The organism is Methanobacterium bryantii, assembly GCF_002287175.1.
Classification (GTDB): Archaea; Methanobacteriota; Methanobacteria; order Methanobacteriales; family Methanobacteriaceae; genus Methanobacterium_D; species Methanobacterium_D bryantii.
On record NZ_LMVM01000039.1, the window covers coordinates 165,038 to 181,659 of the forward strand.

The 16,622-nt window shown below is 32.9% G+C and carries 12 protein-coding genes; 9 read left to right on the forward strand and 3 right to left on the reverse strand.

Features of this window, described 5'->3' with window-relative positions; translation table 11 throughout:
- Positions 1 to 69: 69 nt before the first annotated feature.
- Positions 70 to 1,062, forward strand: a complete 993-nt coding sequence (locus ASJ80_RS14910) for a coiled-coil domain-containing protein (RefSeq protein ID WP_069584514.1) — start codon at positions 70 to 72, stop codon at positions 1,060 to 1,062.
- Between the two features lie 14 nt (positions 1,063 to 1,076).
- Here the strand turns inward: ASJ80_RS14910 and ASJ80_RS14915 are convergent, their stop codons facing one another.
- Entirely contained in the window at positions 1,077 to 2,393 is a 1,317-nt protein-coding gene (locus ASJ80_RS14915; RefSeq protein ID WP_069584515.1) for a glutamine synthetase family protein, read from the reverse strand.
- 219 nt (positions 2,394 to 2,612) lie between these two features.
- Between ASJ80_RS14915 and ASJ80_RS14920 the strand changes: the two genes are divergently transcribed.
- Positions 2,613 to 3,530 carry a carbohydrate kinase family protein gene (locus ASJ80_RS14920; protein ID WP_069584527.1) on the forward strand — a complete coding sequence of 306 codons (918 nt, stop codon included), beginning with the start codon at positions 2,613 to 2,615 and terminating at the stop codon, positions 3,528 to 3,530.
- A 115-nt stretch (positions 3,531 to 3,645) separates the two neighbouring features.
- On the opposite strand, the gene ASJ80_RS14925 is transcribed toward ASJ80_RS14920, so the two are convergent.
- Both ASJ80_RS14925 and ASJ80_RS17210 read right to left on the reverse strand, forming a co-directional pair.
- Entirely contained in the window at positions 3,646 to 5,001 is a 1,356-nt protein-coding gene (locus tag ASJ80_RS14925; RefSeq protein ID WP_069584516.1) for a B12-binding domain-containing radical SAM protein, read from the reverse strand.
- Positions 5,002 to 5,413: 412 nt separating this feature from the next.
- Positions 5,414 to 5,557: a hypothetical protein gene (locus ASJ80_RS17210; RefSeq protein WP_176720281.1), complete on the reverse strand. Its 144-nt coding sequence runs from the start codon at positions 5,555 to 5,557 to the stop codon at positions 5,414 to 5,416.
- Positions 5,558 to 6,130: 573 nt separating this feature from the next.
- Here ASJ80_RS17210 and ASJ80_RS14930 point away from each other — a divergent pair.
- From ASJ80_RS14930 to ASJ80_RS17745, 7 genes are all read left to right on the forward strand, one after another.
- A complete protein-coding gene (locus ASJ80_RS14930) occupies positions 6,131 to 7,366 on the forward strand; it encodes a PIN-like domain-containing protein (RefSeq protein WP_069584517.1) in 1,236 nt (411 codons plus the stop codon).
- Positions 7,367 to 7,755: 389 nt separating this feature from the next.
- Positions 7,756 to 8,349 (forward strand): DUF134 domain-containing protein, encoded by a 594-nt coding sequence (locus ASJ80_RS14935; protein WP_069584528.1) that lies wholly within the window; start codon positions 7,756 to 7,758, stop codon positions 8,347 to 8,349.
- 17 nt (positions 8,350 to 8,366) lie between these two features.
- Positions 8,367 to 9,962, forward strand: coding sequence for a methyl coenzyme M reductase system, component A2 (gene atwA / locus ASJ80_RS14940; protein ID WP_069584529.1), 1,596 nt, complete (start codon positions 8,367 to 8,369; stop codon positions 9,960 to 9,962).
- 143 nt (positions 9,963 to 10,105) lie between these two features.
- Positions 10,106 to 10,564 carry a DUF2124 domain-containing protein gene (locus ASJ80_RS14945; RefSeq protein WP_069584518.1) on the forward strand — a complete coding sequence of 153 codons (459 nt, stop codon included), beginning with the start codon at positions 10,106 to 10,108 and terminating at the stop codon, positions 10,562 to 10,564.
- 361 nt (positions 10,565 to 10,925) lie between these two features.
- Positions 10,926 to 12,224: a phosphomethylpyrimidine synthase gene (gene thiC, locus ASJ80_RS14950; RefSeq protein WP_069584519.1), complete on the forward strand. Its 1,299-nt coding sequence runs from the start codon at positions 10,926 to 10,928 to the stop codon at positions 12,222 to 12,224.
- 151 nt (positions 12,225 to 12,375) lie between these two features.
- Positions 12,376 to 13,953 (forward strand): lysine--tRNA ligase, encoded by a 1,578-nt coding sequence (gene lysS / locus ASJ80_RS14955; RefSeq protein WP_069584520.1) that lies wholly within the window; start codon positions 12,376 to 12,378, stop codon positions 13,951 to 13,953.
- Between the two features lie 486 nt (positions 13,954 to 14,439).
- Positions 14,440 to 14,574 (forward strand): hypothetical protein, encoded by a 135-nt coding sequence (locus ASJ80_RS17745; RefSeq protein ID WP_255360707.1) that lies wholly within the window; start codon positions 14,440 to 14,442, stop codon positions 14,572 to 14,574.
- Positions 14,575 to 16,622 lie beyond the last annotated feature (2,048 nt).

A 16,622-nucleotide genomic window follows, 5' to 3' on the forward strand; every position in this document is an offset into this window, starting at 1 on the left:
AATAAGAGTGGCTTTTATACCCATGAATGAATAAAGGAAAGTTAACTAGATGTTGGTAGAGTGGTTAGTATGGGTGTCTTAAAGAAAAAAATCAGTAAGTACAACAAATATATCATTGAGATTGAGAGCGAAGAACTTGAAGCTAATAATCTTAAAAACATTGAAGATGTTATCATCGTCAGCAAAAAAGACTTTGAAAAAGAGTTAAATAAGTCTAAGGAATTAGCAGCAAAATTAGAATCTAAAGACTTAGAACTCAAATTAAAAGGTCTTAAAATTCAAGAAAAAGACATAGAAATTCAAAGGGCAAAATCCGAAATGTACGAACTTAAAGAAAACTATAACTCTAAAATTACTACACTTGAAGATAACTATGCGCTCAAATCAAATGAATTGACCCTGTTACTCAATGATAAAGGAAACGAACTTGAAAGCATTAAGAATGAATACAGTAAACTCAAAGAAGAATTGGAACATAGCTCTAACTCTCTAAAAGAAAAGCTCGAAGAAAAGGAAACTATAAACAATCAGATGGAAGTCTATCGAATTGGAAATATAGGGCTTAAAAATGAAATTGAAGGCAAAAAAAAGGAGATTAATGAACTAAAAAGTAGCTATAACGAGTTAAAAATTAATTATGATGAATTAAAAGGTAATTACAGTGAAATTCTGGATATTAAATCTCAAAAGGAAAATGAAATAGAAAGTCTTCGATCCAACGTCAACCGGCTTGAGATGGTCCAGATAGAGTATAACAAACTAGTTAATAGTTACAGACACCTCCAGGAAGTAGTAAACAAGAAAGATAAAACTATAAATGAATTAGAATCTAAAAAACGGAAGTTAGAACAGTATCTTTCAATGTCAATGGAAGCTATAACTACTTTAAAAAACCTTGGATTATTTAATAGATTGTTTAATAGGATTCCAGAAGGTATTGAAGAACTGCAGGAAGATATTAAAAAGTTACAACCTCCAAAAGAAATAGAAATAGAACCTGTAAGAGCTAAAAAAACTACAGATATCTTAGGAATAAAAGAGGATAATTTCGAAGACCTGTAAAAACTTTTTTACAGCTAATATTTCTCAAGGAGTAATTCAACTTCTTTTTCTAAATTAAAATTTTTTAAATATTCTATTTCTGCTTTTTTAACTGCGATATAAGCTTTGGAAAGTTTCTTTCCCATTGCATTCAAGATTATTTCATCTTTTTCCAGCTCTTCAATTGCATTTTCCAGTCGGGAAGGTAAAATTTTTATTTTATAATCTTTTCCCTGTAAAATATTTCCAGGATCTTCCTGAACCGGCTCTTCCAGTTCCATTTTCTGTGTTACTCCATGAATCCCTGCTGCAATAACTGCACCCAATGCCAGATAAGGATTAGAAGATGCATCTACTGTTTTTAACTCAAAATTTTTGATCTCTCCATCAAATTCAGGAATAACCCTAATAGCGGCCTCCCTATTACCAATTCCCCAGCATTGGAAAGCTCCGCTCCAGTAATGCGGTTTAATTCTATGATAAGAGTTGGTAATTGGAGTGGTTACAGCCATAAGTGCAGGCAAGTGATATAAAACACCAGCTATAAAATGACTCCCTACCTTAGACATTCCATATCTTTCTTCAAAATCAGATAAAATATTTTTACCTTCCCCCCACAGGCTCAAATGCAAATGGCATCCGCTTCCAGCTTTATCCACAAATATTTTAGGAAGGAATGATGCGGTTAAACTATATTTACCTGCAACTGCCCTTACAGTTTCTCTAAATATTATTTGATTGTCGCATGCCTTAAGAGCCTCGTCGTACTTAACTGTAATTTCCTGTTGTCCAGGTCCAGATTCAGCATGGTACTGCTGGACTTCCATACCCTGTAAAATAAGTGCTTTAACCATTTCATTAATAATTTCGCTATTTATATCCATGGAATAAGTTGATGCAAAGGAAGTGTTATCAGCAGGGAAAATTCCATCTTCTGTTTTCTTTAAAAGGTAAAATTCATTTTCAAATGCCCCTTTAACTGAAAACCCCATTTCTGCAGCTCTATTGACCATCCTTTTTAAAAACCCTCTGGGACAGTAATCCCACGTCTCTCCATTTTTTTTCATATCCCCCATAAAACGCCCGTGACCTGGAGAATATGGAACAGGCGTAAAACTGGAAAGATCTGCTTTAAGCTGGACTTCACCTACTGGACTAAGCCCGCTTTCTTCAACAACAGCATCATATACTGCAGGTACTCCCTGTTGACCTTCAGAAATACCTACATAATACTCAGAATCCTCCGAAGAAGTCTTATAAATCGATTTTGCCCTTATTATATTTGCATTATCACACCACAGTATCCTGATAAACTCAATATCGGAAGGTACAACAGATTTTTTATTAACCATACCACTTACCCCACAACAGCTTAATAATTAAATTAATCACTCCAGACATTATTTAAAAAGCTTAACTTAAATTTGTTTTAATCATTTAGAACTATATACTCTCCCCAAACCTAAATAACTTTCCAAACATTTTAATAGTTTTAAAACGAAACTTGTAAAAACCATGGGAAATTTTTCCAGAGTTATTTATAATAATTATTATATTATGAGGTGATTTTTCTGATTAAAAAAACAGATCTTCTAGCCATTGGGCACACAGCTTTAGATTCCATAGTTCTTGTTAAGGAATTTCCATCTCCAAATTCGTCAACACTGATAAAACAGATAAAAAACTTCGATGGAGGAGCAGCTGCAAATGTAGCAGTGGTTGCATCTGCATTAGGACTTAAATCAGCACTGGTATCTGCTGTTGGAGACGAATTTAAAGCTTCAAATTACCACAATAAGCTTAAAACTATGGGAGTAGACACTGAGGACATGATAGTGATTGAAAACGAAAAAACACCTATGGCCTGGGTTTTTACAGATTCTAACAATGATCAGATAAGTTATTTTTACTGGGGGGCTGCAGCTTACTTTAAAGAATCTGAACCTCCTGAAAGAGCTATTAAAAAGGCAACTGCAGTTCACCTAGCAACAGGCGACCCCTGCTTCAATCGAAGGTCAGGTGAAGTGGCCAGCGAATTTCAAAAATTGATATCATTTGACCCAGGACAAGATCTCCACATGTACTCTCCAGAAAAGCTTAAAAGTGTTATAAAAGTCTGTAACATTCTTTTTGGAAACCATTACGAAATTGATAGAATTTTAAAAACATTGAATATGGATATCACTGAACTGAGATCTATTGGGCCTGAAATTATAGTTAAAACATACGGTAAAGACGGAAGCATGATATACGCTGATAAAAAAATTAAAATAGATTCAATACTCAGAACCCCAGTAGACCCAACGGGAGCTGGAGATTCATATCGTGCTGCGTTCTTAAATGCTTATTTAAATGACAAAGATCTAGAATACTGTGGAAAATTCGCCTCTGCTGTTTCATCGTTCATTGTAGAGGCTGAAGGATGCCAGACCAATGTTCCAGATTATAATATGACCATTGAAAGAATGAAAGAAAAATGGGATGAATAATCAATTTACATCCCCCATTTATTTTATAAAATAACCAATGCATTCCCAGTTAACACTCATCTTAATAAAACAGGATGAATAACCACTTATTTTACAAATAACATATTAAACAGTGCTATGCTACTTTTCGGATAACAGCAACTAATGTTTTTAAGAGTATAGGGCCATCCATCCATACTTGACTAAGGATATACCTTGGACGCAGGTAGAACTTACGAAAAGCGTTGCTTTGAATTTTTCTAAGTTCTTCTAAAGAACATTCCATAGTATCTATAATAGGTGAAATAAGGGTATATTTAGACCAGTCCTTAACTTTAATCAGATTTTTCTCCTTCATCTGCTGGTAAAACCTGGTTCCAGGATATGGTGTTGCCAGGCTAAAAATAGCATAAGATGGCTTTAATTCCTGCACAAACTTTATAGTCCTTCCCATACTCTCTTTAGTATCGCCAGGCATTCCCAATACTACTGAAGCGATAGTACGGATTTTTTCTTTTCTGGATACTTCAAATGCGTGCTTGATCTTATCAACAGTAGTTTTTTTGTTTACTTGATCCAGGACTTGCTGATCTGCTGACTCCACACCCATAAATATGGTTATACATCCTGCTTCCCTCATCTCTTTTAATACTTCCTCTGATAAGGTATCGACTCTAGCTGTACAGCCCCAGAAAACATTCATGTTCCGTTTTTTGATCTCGGCACATATCTGTTTCACTCTTTTACTGTAAAGGGTGAATGTATCATCCATAAAAGCTATTGTTTCTACACCATACTCTTTTATTAGATATTCCATCTCATCCACTATTTTTTCAGGTGATCTTAAGCGCATTTTAGGGCCGTGAAGAGCAGCTGAAGCGCAAAATGAACACTGCATTGGACAGCCCCTGCTGGTGATCATTGTAGCTACATTGGTTTTCATATTCAAAAGCCTGTAATGATCCATTGGAAGGAGATGCAGTGCAGGGAATGGAAGACTATCTAAATCCGTTATAAGTGGGCGAGGCGGCGTAACTACATTACCAAAGGCTATTCCCTTAACTTCAGTTAGATCACCATCATTTTCAAGCGTTTTAGCCAGTTCAAGCATGGTGTACTCCCCTTCTCCTATTGTTACAATATCCACAAAATCCTTCTCTAAAAGTTCCTGATAATTGAATGTAGGATGATAACCTCCCATTACAACCACAGTATCTGGACAAACTTTTTTCACCAGCTGCGCTGTTTTCAAAGCCTGTTCTATAGTAGGAGTTAATGCTGTAATGGCCACTAACTCCGGAGAATTTTCCCCTATTTCCTCCTCCAGAGCCTCCCATGTCATATCCATAGCAGAAGCATCAATAACGCTTACATCAAAGTTATTTTCCTCCAAAACTGCAGCCATATAAGCTATTCCAAGAGGAGGAGCTACTACTCCTATAAATTTGTACTTTGAGTTGGTCTGCGGGGGGTTTATGAATGTTATTTTCATTTATATGTCACCTCATTGCTTAATCCAAATAATCAAAACAATAGGAATGAATGATAAATGCCTTATATGAACTAACAATCTATCATCATGCGTTATAGATAAAATAGAGGCTTACAAACTAAAAACGATGAAATATGAATAAATAATGGTATGATCAATTATAATTAAAAACAGACTTTTGTTAGTTCGTAACGTATATAAACGTTTTGTTAAGCTTAATTTTTAGAAAAAAATTATTAAAATTAGACTAAAATTTTATTGAAAATGATAGAATGTCCTATAATCTAATTAAAAAGTAGAATATTTAGCTATTCAATGTATAACTGAGTTTTCTAGTTCTTTAAAGAAAAATTATTTAAACTATGTTAAATTGATACCAGTGCCTGCATTTGCAAATATTAAAAAAATAAAACTACTCATTTTTCATTATTTCTTCATCACATTCAGGGCACAGGTATTCTTCTATCTTCCCTGATTTTTTAATCCGTTTATCCTCCAGTATTTCTCTTTTGAACCATTCTCCACATCTTCCACATTTTACGTTTTCAGTAACCATCAAATCACCAATTATATGTTAGTTTTTATCAGATTTCTACTTTTTTATCTTCTTGAATAATTCATTAATCATGCTTTAAAATTAAAATTTCCAATATACATCAATTTTTATCACCATTAAATGCATATAATTGTCCAAATAACCATTATAATCATTTAAAATATCTAAAAATCAACCATTTAAACTATCAATTCAATATAATTTATATAAAAAATGAAGCACGTAATAACTGCTTTTATCATATCTCTAATTAAAAAGTAATAATAATTACTTATTTACCGTGAATATCCCCAAATTATAATAATGGGTTTATTTTTATTAAATTTAAAATTAAATACTTATTAGCACTTTATAATATATTTAGTTTAAATTTTTCGATTTAATTTGTTTCATAAATGATAAAATTATGAGCAACACAGAGAATACTATAAACTAAAAATAAATTATAAAATTAGTCCATTATTTAGTAATTTTTAGTAATTTAGCTTAAGTTTATTATTTAAAACGCCAATAATGGACCCAAATTTTATTAAATAAGAGCTACGCTGGCTAGAGAATGATTAGGAGTTAATTATGAAAGATGAATTTTATGATGAACCCAATTTAGAAAAATTATGGGAAAAATGCACATTTGTTTTTGATACGAGCGTTTTAATGAATTTGTATACTTGCCCTGAAGAGATTTACAGTGAATTCATTAACATCCTCAAAAATGAAATCTCTAACCGCATATGGATACCCTACCAAATTAGTTCAGAGTTTCAAAGAAATAGTATTCATGGCGTGAAAAAAGCAGCCCAAAATTATGAAGACTTAAAAAATAACATTACCATTTTAAAGAAAGATTCCAAAAATTTAGCTCAAAAAATTGCGGACTTAAACCATACTTTTTTGAGCAGCTCAAATATTGATATCCAGGTTAAAGAAAACTTCAATGGAATTGATGCTATTTTAGAAAATATGTCTGAAAGCTTAAGAAAACCTGATCACGATGAAATTAGAAATAAATTAAATGATCTTTTTGAGGGAAAAACAGGAAATAATTATTCTGATCCAAAGTTGAAGGAAATTAATAACGAAGCTAAAATAAGGAAAATTAAAGGAATTCGTCCAGGGTTTGAAGAAAATGAGTACAGTAATTTAGTATCATGGTATCAAATGTTAGATTATGCAAAAGGAGAAAAAAAAGATATTATCTTTGTAACTGAAAATCCAGGTTGGTGGATAAACCCTGAAAAAGAACAAATAGAACCACATCCCTCCTTAATTAAAGAATTTTCATCAATAGAGCAAAAATTTTATATTTATAGATTCAGGAACTTTTTAAGTGATTCTAAGAAATATTTGAATTTAACAGATGTAATAGAAGAGCTTACCGATTTTTCCAATAAATTAAAAAGACGGAAAAGTACAAAACTGGAAAATCCTCCATCAGACATTGCCTTGCAGGAAATAATTGACAATACATTATTAGGTGAAAATGCGTTACAAAAACTAATCAACCAGAGCACCGCTTATAAAACTTTACAAAAGTTAATTGACCAGAAGGTCATAGATGAAAATGACTTACACCAGATGATTACAAGAACATTGCTGAGTGAAAGCACTTTACAAAAGATAATCAATCAAAATACAGCATATGGAACTTTACAAAAGTTAATTGACCAGAAGGTCATAGATGAAAGCGATCTTCAAAAGATGATCACAAAAACTATAATGAGTGAAAACGTCTTTCAGAAGCTAATTGATCAAAACACTACTACTAAAAATGCCCTGGAAGAAGCACTGCGAAAAAGAACTAATAATTAATCATTTACTGAAATATTATCGGTTTTTCATCTTAAAATCAATCTTTGCCCCCATATCTATTATTTTTTTATTTCTAAGTTCAGGTAGTGAAAGTTTCTATCCATAACAATTTTTAAAAGAGCAATTGTAAACATTAAACTGTAATTTTATATAATTAAAACAGCCCCAAACTTGGATATGCTCCTTTTGAATATATATTCACAACTTGAAAAGTAATTTCCTTAATTTAGAATTGTCCAAACAGGAAATAAGTAATTGAATTACCTACTATATTAAAAATTATCATGAAAAATTAAAAGAAATAACCTATTTATCTTGTGAATTTCCGATGTGAATATTCAACTTTAAATAAAAAAACTTATATTTCAGTTTTGAATATATATTCAGCCATGCCAAGACCTCGAGTATTTAGAAAAATATCAAAAGAGCCCGAGATACGGTGCTTTAAGCCAGAAAAAGAAAATTTAGAGCTTCTTGAGCCTATTGAAATAACAATAGATGAATTTGAAGCGATAAGGCTTAGAGACTATCATGATATCCAGCAGAAAAAATCTGCAGAAATAATGGGAATTTCACAGCCTACTTTCCATAGAATCTTAACTTCTGCAAGGAAAAAGATATCTAAAGCCCTAATTGAAGGAAATACTATTATTATCATAGGGGGGGATTACATAACTGACAAAAAAGCATACAAATGTAATGTTTGCGGATTTAAGTGGAGTAACCCTAAAAAAGAATATGAAAAATGTCCTGAATGTGAATCAGAGGATATATGTTTAGTTATAGAAGATGAAGAACTTCTACCAGGAACAGAATCTTCTTTACTTGAAAGAAGGTCTTATGGTGGTACAGGCATGGGTTTTGGACCTCCCAAACTTTGTAAATGCCCAAACTGTGGGTATACATCCCCAAAAAAACGTGCCATTCCCTGTAAAAATACATTATGTCCTGAATGTGGGACGCCCCTTTGTGGAGAAAATTAATGATAACCGGTGATTTTATGCCATTTATAGAAATAAAATGTGTATCAAAAAGATTCAATGACGTAAACGTCTTAAAAAACATTAACATGACTGTAAACGAAGGAACAGTTCTAGGTATTCTTGGAAGAAGCGGATCAGGAAAATCAGTTTTAATAAACATGCTTCGTGGAATGAAAGAATACAAGCCAGATGAGGGCCAGATAATTTACAATGTTGCGATTTGTCCGGACTGCTTGAGAGTTGAACCCCCATCAATGAAAAACAACGCATGCAAATGCGGAGGAAAATTTGAAGCACAACGCGTGGACTTCTGGAACTGTGATAGAAAAATTTTTGCAAGCTTAAGGCGCAGAATATCCATAATGCTACAACGGTCCTTTGCACTCTATGAAGATGATACCGTAATAGACAATGTTATAAAATCCATTGAAGGCCGTGATGAAGAAGATAAGATGTATATGGCTATAGACCTTATTGAAATGACCCATATGACACACAGGATAACACATATTGCAAGGGATTTAAGTGGTGGAGAAAAACAGAGAGTAGTACTTGCAAGGCAGATGGGTAAAGAACCCATGGTCTTTCTTGCAGATGAACCCACAGGTACATTAGATCCGCAAACAGCAGAGCTGTTACATCAAACTTTACTTGAAGGTGTTAAAAATAAGGGTACCACCATGGTTATAACTTCTCACTGGCCAGAAGTTATGAGAACACTTTCTGATTATGTAATATGGCTTGAAAATGGTGAAATAATCCATGAAGGAGATCCTGAAACAGTTGTACAAACATTTTTAGACAGCGTTCCACTGCCTGAGAAAATAGAAACACCCGATACAGGAGAACCTATACTTGAACTGGAAAATATTAAAAAACATTATTATTCCATTGAAAGAGGAGTTGTAAAAGCTGTAGATGGAGTAAGTCTCAATGTTAACGAAGGTGAAATCTTTGGAATAGTTGGTTTAAGCGGTGCAGGTAAAACCACGCTCTCCAGAATAATTTACGGGCTAACAGAGCCCAGCTCAGGCAAAATAGAGATGAAACTCGGAGATGATTGGATCGACATGACCAAACCAGGTCCCTTATTCAGAGGCAGGGTAAAACCTTACATGGGAATACTTCATCAAGAATACAGTCTTTATCCACATAGAACTGTTTTAGGCAATCTCACAGAAGCAATAAGTTTGGACTTACCTGCAGAATTTGCAAAAATGAAAGCAATATACGTTCTCAAAGCTGTAGGATTTGACGAAAAATATGCTTCACAATTATTAGATAAAGCCCCTGATGAATTAAGTGGTGGTGAACGTCACAGAGTTGCCCTGGCTCAAGTTTTAATAAAAGAACCTCGCGTTATAATCCTTGACGAGCCAACAGGTACCATGGATCCAATAACCCGAGTACAGGTCACAGATTCTATAAGAAAAGCACGTGAAGAGCTTAATCAAACTTTCATTATAATATCACATGATATGGACTTTGTACTGGACGTATGTGACAAAGCATCTCTTATGAGAGGAGGCAAAATCCTTAAAACAGGGCTTCCTGAAGAAATCGTGGATGATTTGACAGCTAAAGAGAAGAATAAGATGTTAAAAAAAGAATAATTCTTATTTAATGGAATTGTAACTTCCAAAACAATTCCCCAGTTAGATGAAAATAATTGATAATATACAAAATTCTTAGCCGTTATATTCATTGGTTTATTTATATGCATTAGCTAACGATCCATTAAAAAAAGAGGGATATTATGGAAAAAATTAATGAATTTAAGGGAATAAATGGAAACCTTCTAGCATTTAAAGATGCAGTAGGTGATGCAGAGAAAATAACATTTGCAGGAACTCCGGGAGTATGTACTCCATTTGCAGAACTTTTTGCATATGTTGTAAGAGATAAAGAATCAGTTTTTGTTACATTAACTGACATAGAAAGCGCCAAAAAGATGGAAATTACTCCGCAGGGAATGCAATTATCTGAACCAGCTGATCCTCAAGCTGATGTTGTAGCACTTCTTGGAGGGCTGAGTATGCCCAAATCCAATGTTACAGTTGAGGAAGTAAATGAGATGATTGACAACATATTGAAAAAAGATGGTAAAGTCATTGGACTGTGTTACATGGATATGTTTAAAGAAGCAGGGTGGCTGGATAAAATAAACTTTGACTGCATAATAAACGGCATATTGACTGGATACGTTCTAAAATAGTTAATTTAAATTTTAAGAGTTATTTCTTATTTTTTATCTTAAATTTTTTTTAATAATCCTCAGCTTAAAAAAAGGATTTGATCTAAAATAGGATCATCTTGAGCTCGGAGTTCAAACTTTAAAAAGTAAAAATGCATATATTCTGTTTAATTAAATCCCGCAACCTCCCATTAATTCTAGTTCAAAATTGGGTAATACTAAATTGTAAAGCACAAACTTAATTAATATCGAAATTATAAACCACAATAATGTTCGATGTAGATAATTATTTTTACGCAGAACACAAAATATAACAATAGCTATAATTTTTATAGTAATGATTCTAATTTAGTTTAGATAATGATAAAATCATGGTGATTCTATGACACAAATGGATGAAGCAAAAAAAGGCGTAATAACAGAGGAAATGAAAGCAGTAGCAGCTGCTGAGGGCGTTTCAGAGGAATTTATCAGAAAATCCGTAGCCCAGGGAACCATAGCCATCCCAAGTAACGTTAACCGAGAAGTCAAAGCAGTAGGTATTGGAGCAGGATTAAGAACCAAAGTAAATGCAACTATTGGAACCTCAACAGATATCTGTGACTTTGATATGGAAGAAAAAAAAGCTAAAGTAGCTATGAAATATCAGGCCGACACTTTAATGGAACTTTCCGTGGGTGGAGACCTCGATGAAATAAGAAGAAGAATTTTAAAGATTTCAGACATCCCTGTAGGAAGTGTGCCAGTTTATCAGGCTGCAATTGAAACAATAAGGGAAAAAGGTGCTGCTATTTACATGGATGAAGATGCCATGTTTAAAGCCATCGAAAAACAGGCAAAAGATGGAATCGATTTCATGGCAATTCACTGTAGTGTAAACAGGGAAACCCTCAAAAGATTAAAAAGACAGGGCCGTGAAGGAGGGCTCGTAAGTAGAGGAGGAGCACTTGTATCTGCATGGATGGTTGAAAACGACCTTGAAAATCCATTATACAAAAACTTTGATTATATCTTAGAAATCGCCAAAGAATATGATTTTTGTATGTCCATGGCTAACGCTATGAGAGCTGGAGCAATAGCTGATTCAACAGATCGTGCAGCAGTTCAAGAACTCATCGTGCTTGGAGAACTAATTGACAGGGCAAGAGAAGCAGGTGTGCAGACTATTGTAGAAGGACCAGGGCACATCCCATTAAATGAGATCCCTGCAAACGTCGTACTCCAGAAAAAATTATGCAGGGGAGCACCATTCTACATGTTAGGACCAATTGTAACTGACATCGGAGCAGGATACGACCACATAGTATCTTCAATTGGCGCAGCAGCATCTGCAGGTGCTGGAGCAGACTTTATCTGTTATGTAACACCAGCAGAACACCTTGCATTACCAGATGCAAAAGATGTTAAAGAAGGAGTAATTGCAACGAGAATTGGCGCATACGTCGGAGATATGCAAAAAGGCATACACAACGGTGAAAAAGACCTTGTAATGGCCAACGCACGTAAAAAATTAAACTGGGAGGCACAATTCGATTCTGCAATGTGTCCTGCAGAAGCAAGGAGAATAAGGGACGAAAGGCCACCAGCAGAAGAAGACACATGTACAATGTGCGGAAGTTACTGTGCAGTTAAGATTGTAAACGAATGGTTAGACGAAGCAGACACAGACGTGTTTGATTAAAATCCTAATCATTATTTTATTATTTTATTGCAAGATAAATTACAATAATTATAATTTTTTACAATCAGTTCTATATTTTAAACTTACAAATCCTTCAATGAAGGTTTTATTCTTTTTATATGACTTATGATTATTTATAAAGGTGATTTGATTGAAACATTGGATTGAAAATGTTGCAGATAGTTTAATTGAAAGAGATGTGCCTGAGCATGTAATTGCAAGTGGAACATCTATATCCGGTTCAATACATATTGGAAATTCCTGCGACGTGTTTATCGCGAATGCAGTTACAAAAGCTCTAAAAAACCAGGGAGCTCCTGCAGAAGTTATATGGATTGCAGACGACTACGATCCACTCAGAAAAGTTCCATATCCCCTTCCACCAGAATATGAAAAATATTTAGGTATACCATATGCACATATTCCCTGCCCTGAAGGGTGCTGTGAAAATTTCGTAGAACACTTTAAAAAACCGTTTATTGATACACTTGACGACTTTGGAATATCTTTAAAAGAATATTCCGGAGAAAAAATGTACAAAGAAGGAATATACAACGATTATATACGAATAGCATTAGAAAATGCCCCTAAAATAAGGGAAATATTCAATAAGTACAGGGAACACGCCCTTGCAGATGACTGGCTTCCATACAATCCAATTTGTGAAGAATGTGGACGGATAAATACTACCTTCGCCTACGGTTATGAAGATGATATCGTTCATTACAGATGTAACTGCGGCCACGAAGGATCTATGGATATTAAATCAGGAAAAGGAAAACTTACATGGCGTGTTGAATGGGCTGCAAGATGGAAAATACTCGGCATTACATGCGAACCATTTGGAAAAGACCATGCAGCAAGTGGGGGATCTTACGACGTAAGCAGCATAATATCGCAGGAAATATTCAATTATCCTGCACCTTACCCCGTACCTTATGAATGGATAACTCTTAAGGGAGATGCAATGTCCAAATCTAAAGGTGTTTTCTTTACACCGGGACAGTGGCTCGAAATAGGCAAGCCAGAAACTCTTAATTATTTCCTATTCCGTAGTAAACCATTAAAACATAAAGATTTTAACCCAGAAATGCCATTTCTGGACTTTATTGACCAGTATGATCGTGTTGAAAAAATATACTATGGATTTGAAGAACCTGCATCCCAAAAAGAAGGGGAAAAATCTAAAAAGATTTATGAAATGTCACAAATTGAACTTAAGGACGAAATGCCGTTCCAGCCATCCTACAGGTTCATGACAGTAGCATATCAAATTGCAGATGGAGACATAAAAAAGGTCTTTGAGATACTCAAAAAGAATTCACAGCTTCCAGAAAACATGAACAATGTGGACTTTGAGAACTTAAATGAAGAGGATCTTAAAAATCTCGAAATGAGGATGGATCATGTTAAAAACTGGCTTGGTACATATGCACCAGAATTTGTAAAATTCAGTGTTATGAAAAAGATCCCTAAATTACCTCTGGGTGAAGACCAGACAAAATTCCTGCTCAAGCTTGCAGATCTTCTTGAAGGGAATGAATATACTGCAGAAGAATTACATGACGAAATGTACAACCTTCTCACTGAAATGGACATGAAACCTCAAAAAGCGTTCCAGGCCATTTATAAGATTATAATAGGTAAAAAACAAGGACCAAGAGCAGCTTCATTTGTTTTATCCCTTGATAACGATTTTGTTGTCAAAAGATTTAGAAAAGAAGCTTAATTAAGAATTAGTCTCCTTTGAAACTAATTCATACATTTTATTTTTAAAATTTAGCATATTTATTAAATTAAAATAAAAGTTATTCTAAGTTTATAGTTATATTTGAAAAAATATGAATTAATATCATCAATTAACCATAAAAACTATTTTTTCATCTCAAATTATATATCTAATTTCTTGAGAATTTTATTTTAATTTGTTATTAAATTAGTATTAACTTAATTTTAAGTACCCACTACCCATTCATTAAATATTGTTAAACAATTTCAAGAGAATTATTTGTTAATCCACGATTGAACCAATACTAAATCTTTGTTAAATTTGCTTTTTTTGCAAAATAAGTATAATTAGTAATTATTTTTCATTTTAAATCGATATTAACAGAAAAATTTTTATTACATCAACAACATACCACCATCTTGTAATACAGAAACTATGTTTTTGTATTACAAAATGTATGCGTACAATATTACGGAGGTGAAAAGCATGTTCTTTGGTGGCGCAGGAATAGGTTTAGGATTAGGATTATGGAACCCATTACTCTTCCATTCACTGTTCTTCCCAGGATTCTGGGGTTCAGGATTAGGATGGGGCCTCGGATGGGGTGGCGGATTCTGGTAAATACCACGCTCTAAAAATATTAGTCCCAATAAAATAGTTGATACACACTGGAAACTATTGCTTAGCTATTTGTTTTAACTTGATAAGCCCGCTCAATTACAAATCTAACTTACTTTTTTTTATTTTATAGTAATATGAGAAATTATTAAGCACTAATTTTATAAATTACTAAAATATTTTAAGAATTGTTTAATTATATAGCCTTATTTCCATATTTTATTCTATTTTTCAAAATCAACATGCATATACCCATCTCTTTTTAATATAGTTACCAATTCTGCTAAAAATATTCCGACCATCAAATAATATGCTTCCTCTCATCTTATCTTTGGTTTTCTTCTTAAAATCAACATATCCTTACTAAATAACTTCCAGTTAATTGCCAATTTGCTAAATATAATACTTTCCTAACATCTCTGCCCCTTATTTTTTCAAAAATAGCCCATCATCGCTAAACAATTTTTAATTAAATTGCGATTTTAATACTAATAAAAAGATTTTTATTACATCAACAACATATCACCTTCTTGTAGTACCAAAATAAAAATTTGGTATTGAAAAATGTATGCGAATATAACACTGTGGAGGTGAAATAGTATGTGTTTTAGCGGATGTCTTCTCTGGAACAACCCATGCTTCTGGAATTTACCACTCTTCTTCCATCAACCACTCTTCTTTGGTTTCCATCACTTGGGTATCAACGCTTTCGGTCTTCATGGTTTCCATCACATAGGTATTAACAGATTTGGGTTCTAACTAATGTAAATATGAATACTATTTAGAACACACTGAAATCCAATGCTTAAATATTTAATTTTAACCTAAAAAGTTAAATTAAATAGGGGATTCAAAATTTATTCTTTTTTTTTATTTTTGAAACAATATTAATGCTCTTTTTAAATTAATGCTCATGTTTATGACACGTGAATGAAATACTTTAATTAAAGTGTAATTTAAGAATTATCTTAAAAACATGTAGTTTAACTCGATATTCACATGAATATAATTACATTATTTTACACAACATGCAAACATAACGTGTTTGTTGCCTGAAAATCTTTGATTTTTTAAGATTTTACAACCTCCAATGACCTGAACGTAAATTAAATTACTTATTTTAGAAAGCTTGATCTTAATTAAAATTATAATCTTCAGCCTATATTTTTCCCTATTTATCCACTAGATAATTAATTGCCATTTTTCAGTTAATTATTAATTTTATCAGATATTAGCTTTTTTTTCACTTTTTCCCTTGTTTTTTTCTCAAAAATAACCTATCATTGCTAAACAATTTTCAGTTAATTACCAATTTTATCAGATATTATACTTTTTTTTGTATTTTCCCCTGTTTTTTTCTCAAAAACCATGAATAATTACTAAATAATTTTTAGCTAAATTGCGTCATTCATACTAATAGAAAAATTTTTATTACATAATTAACATATGAGATGTTGTAGTACGAAAATAGTATTTACGTATTACATTAGGTACGCAAAACAACAAGGAGGTGAAAAGTATGCTACTCATCTACATTAAAATCATAATAATCAAAATATTAGTACTCAAAGCTTGCTTATTACATGCTTTACTCGGCGGATTATGGTAATCACGGCCATATAAATACATTTTACACATTCAAGCCAAAATAGCTAAACCTAAAGGCTTTAACTAGAATTTAAAGATTAAAGTTTTTAGTAATACAAATATTGTATTACATTGTATGTATAAAACAACAAGGAGGTGAAAAGTATGCTACTCGTCTACATTAAAATCATAATAATCAAAATCTTAATCCTCAAAGCTTTCTTATTCCCACATTTCCTCTGCGGATGGTTCTAATCACAGAAATATAAACATAACTTAGCACCCGAAACCAAAAACTGCTGTAATACTAGGTAAATTTCAAAATTTTAACTAGTATCTATAGATTGAAATTTTTAGTAATACGCTATTGTATTACATGTATACCAAATAACACGGAGGTGAAAAGTATGCTACTCGTCTACATTAAAATCATAATAATCAAAATCTTAATCCTCAAAGCTTTC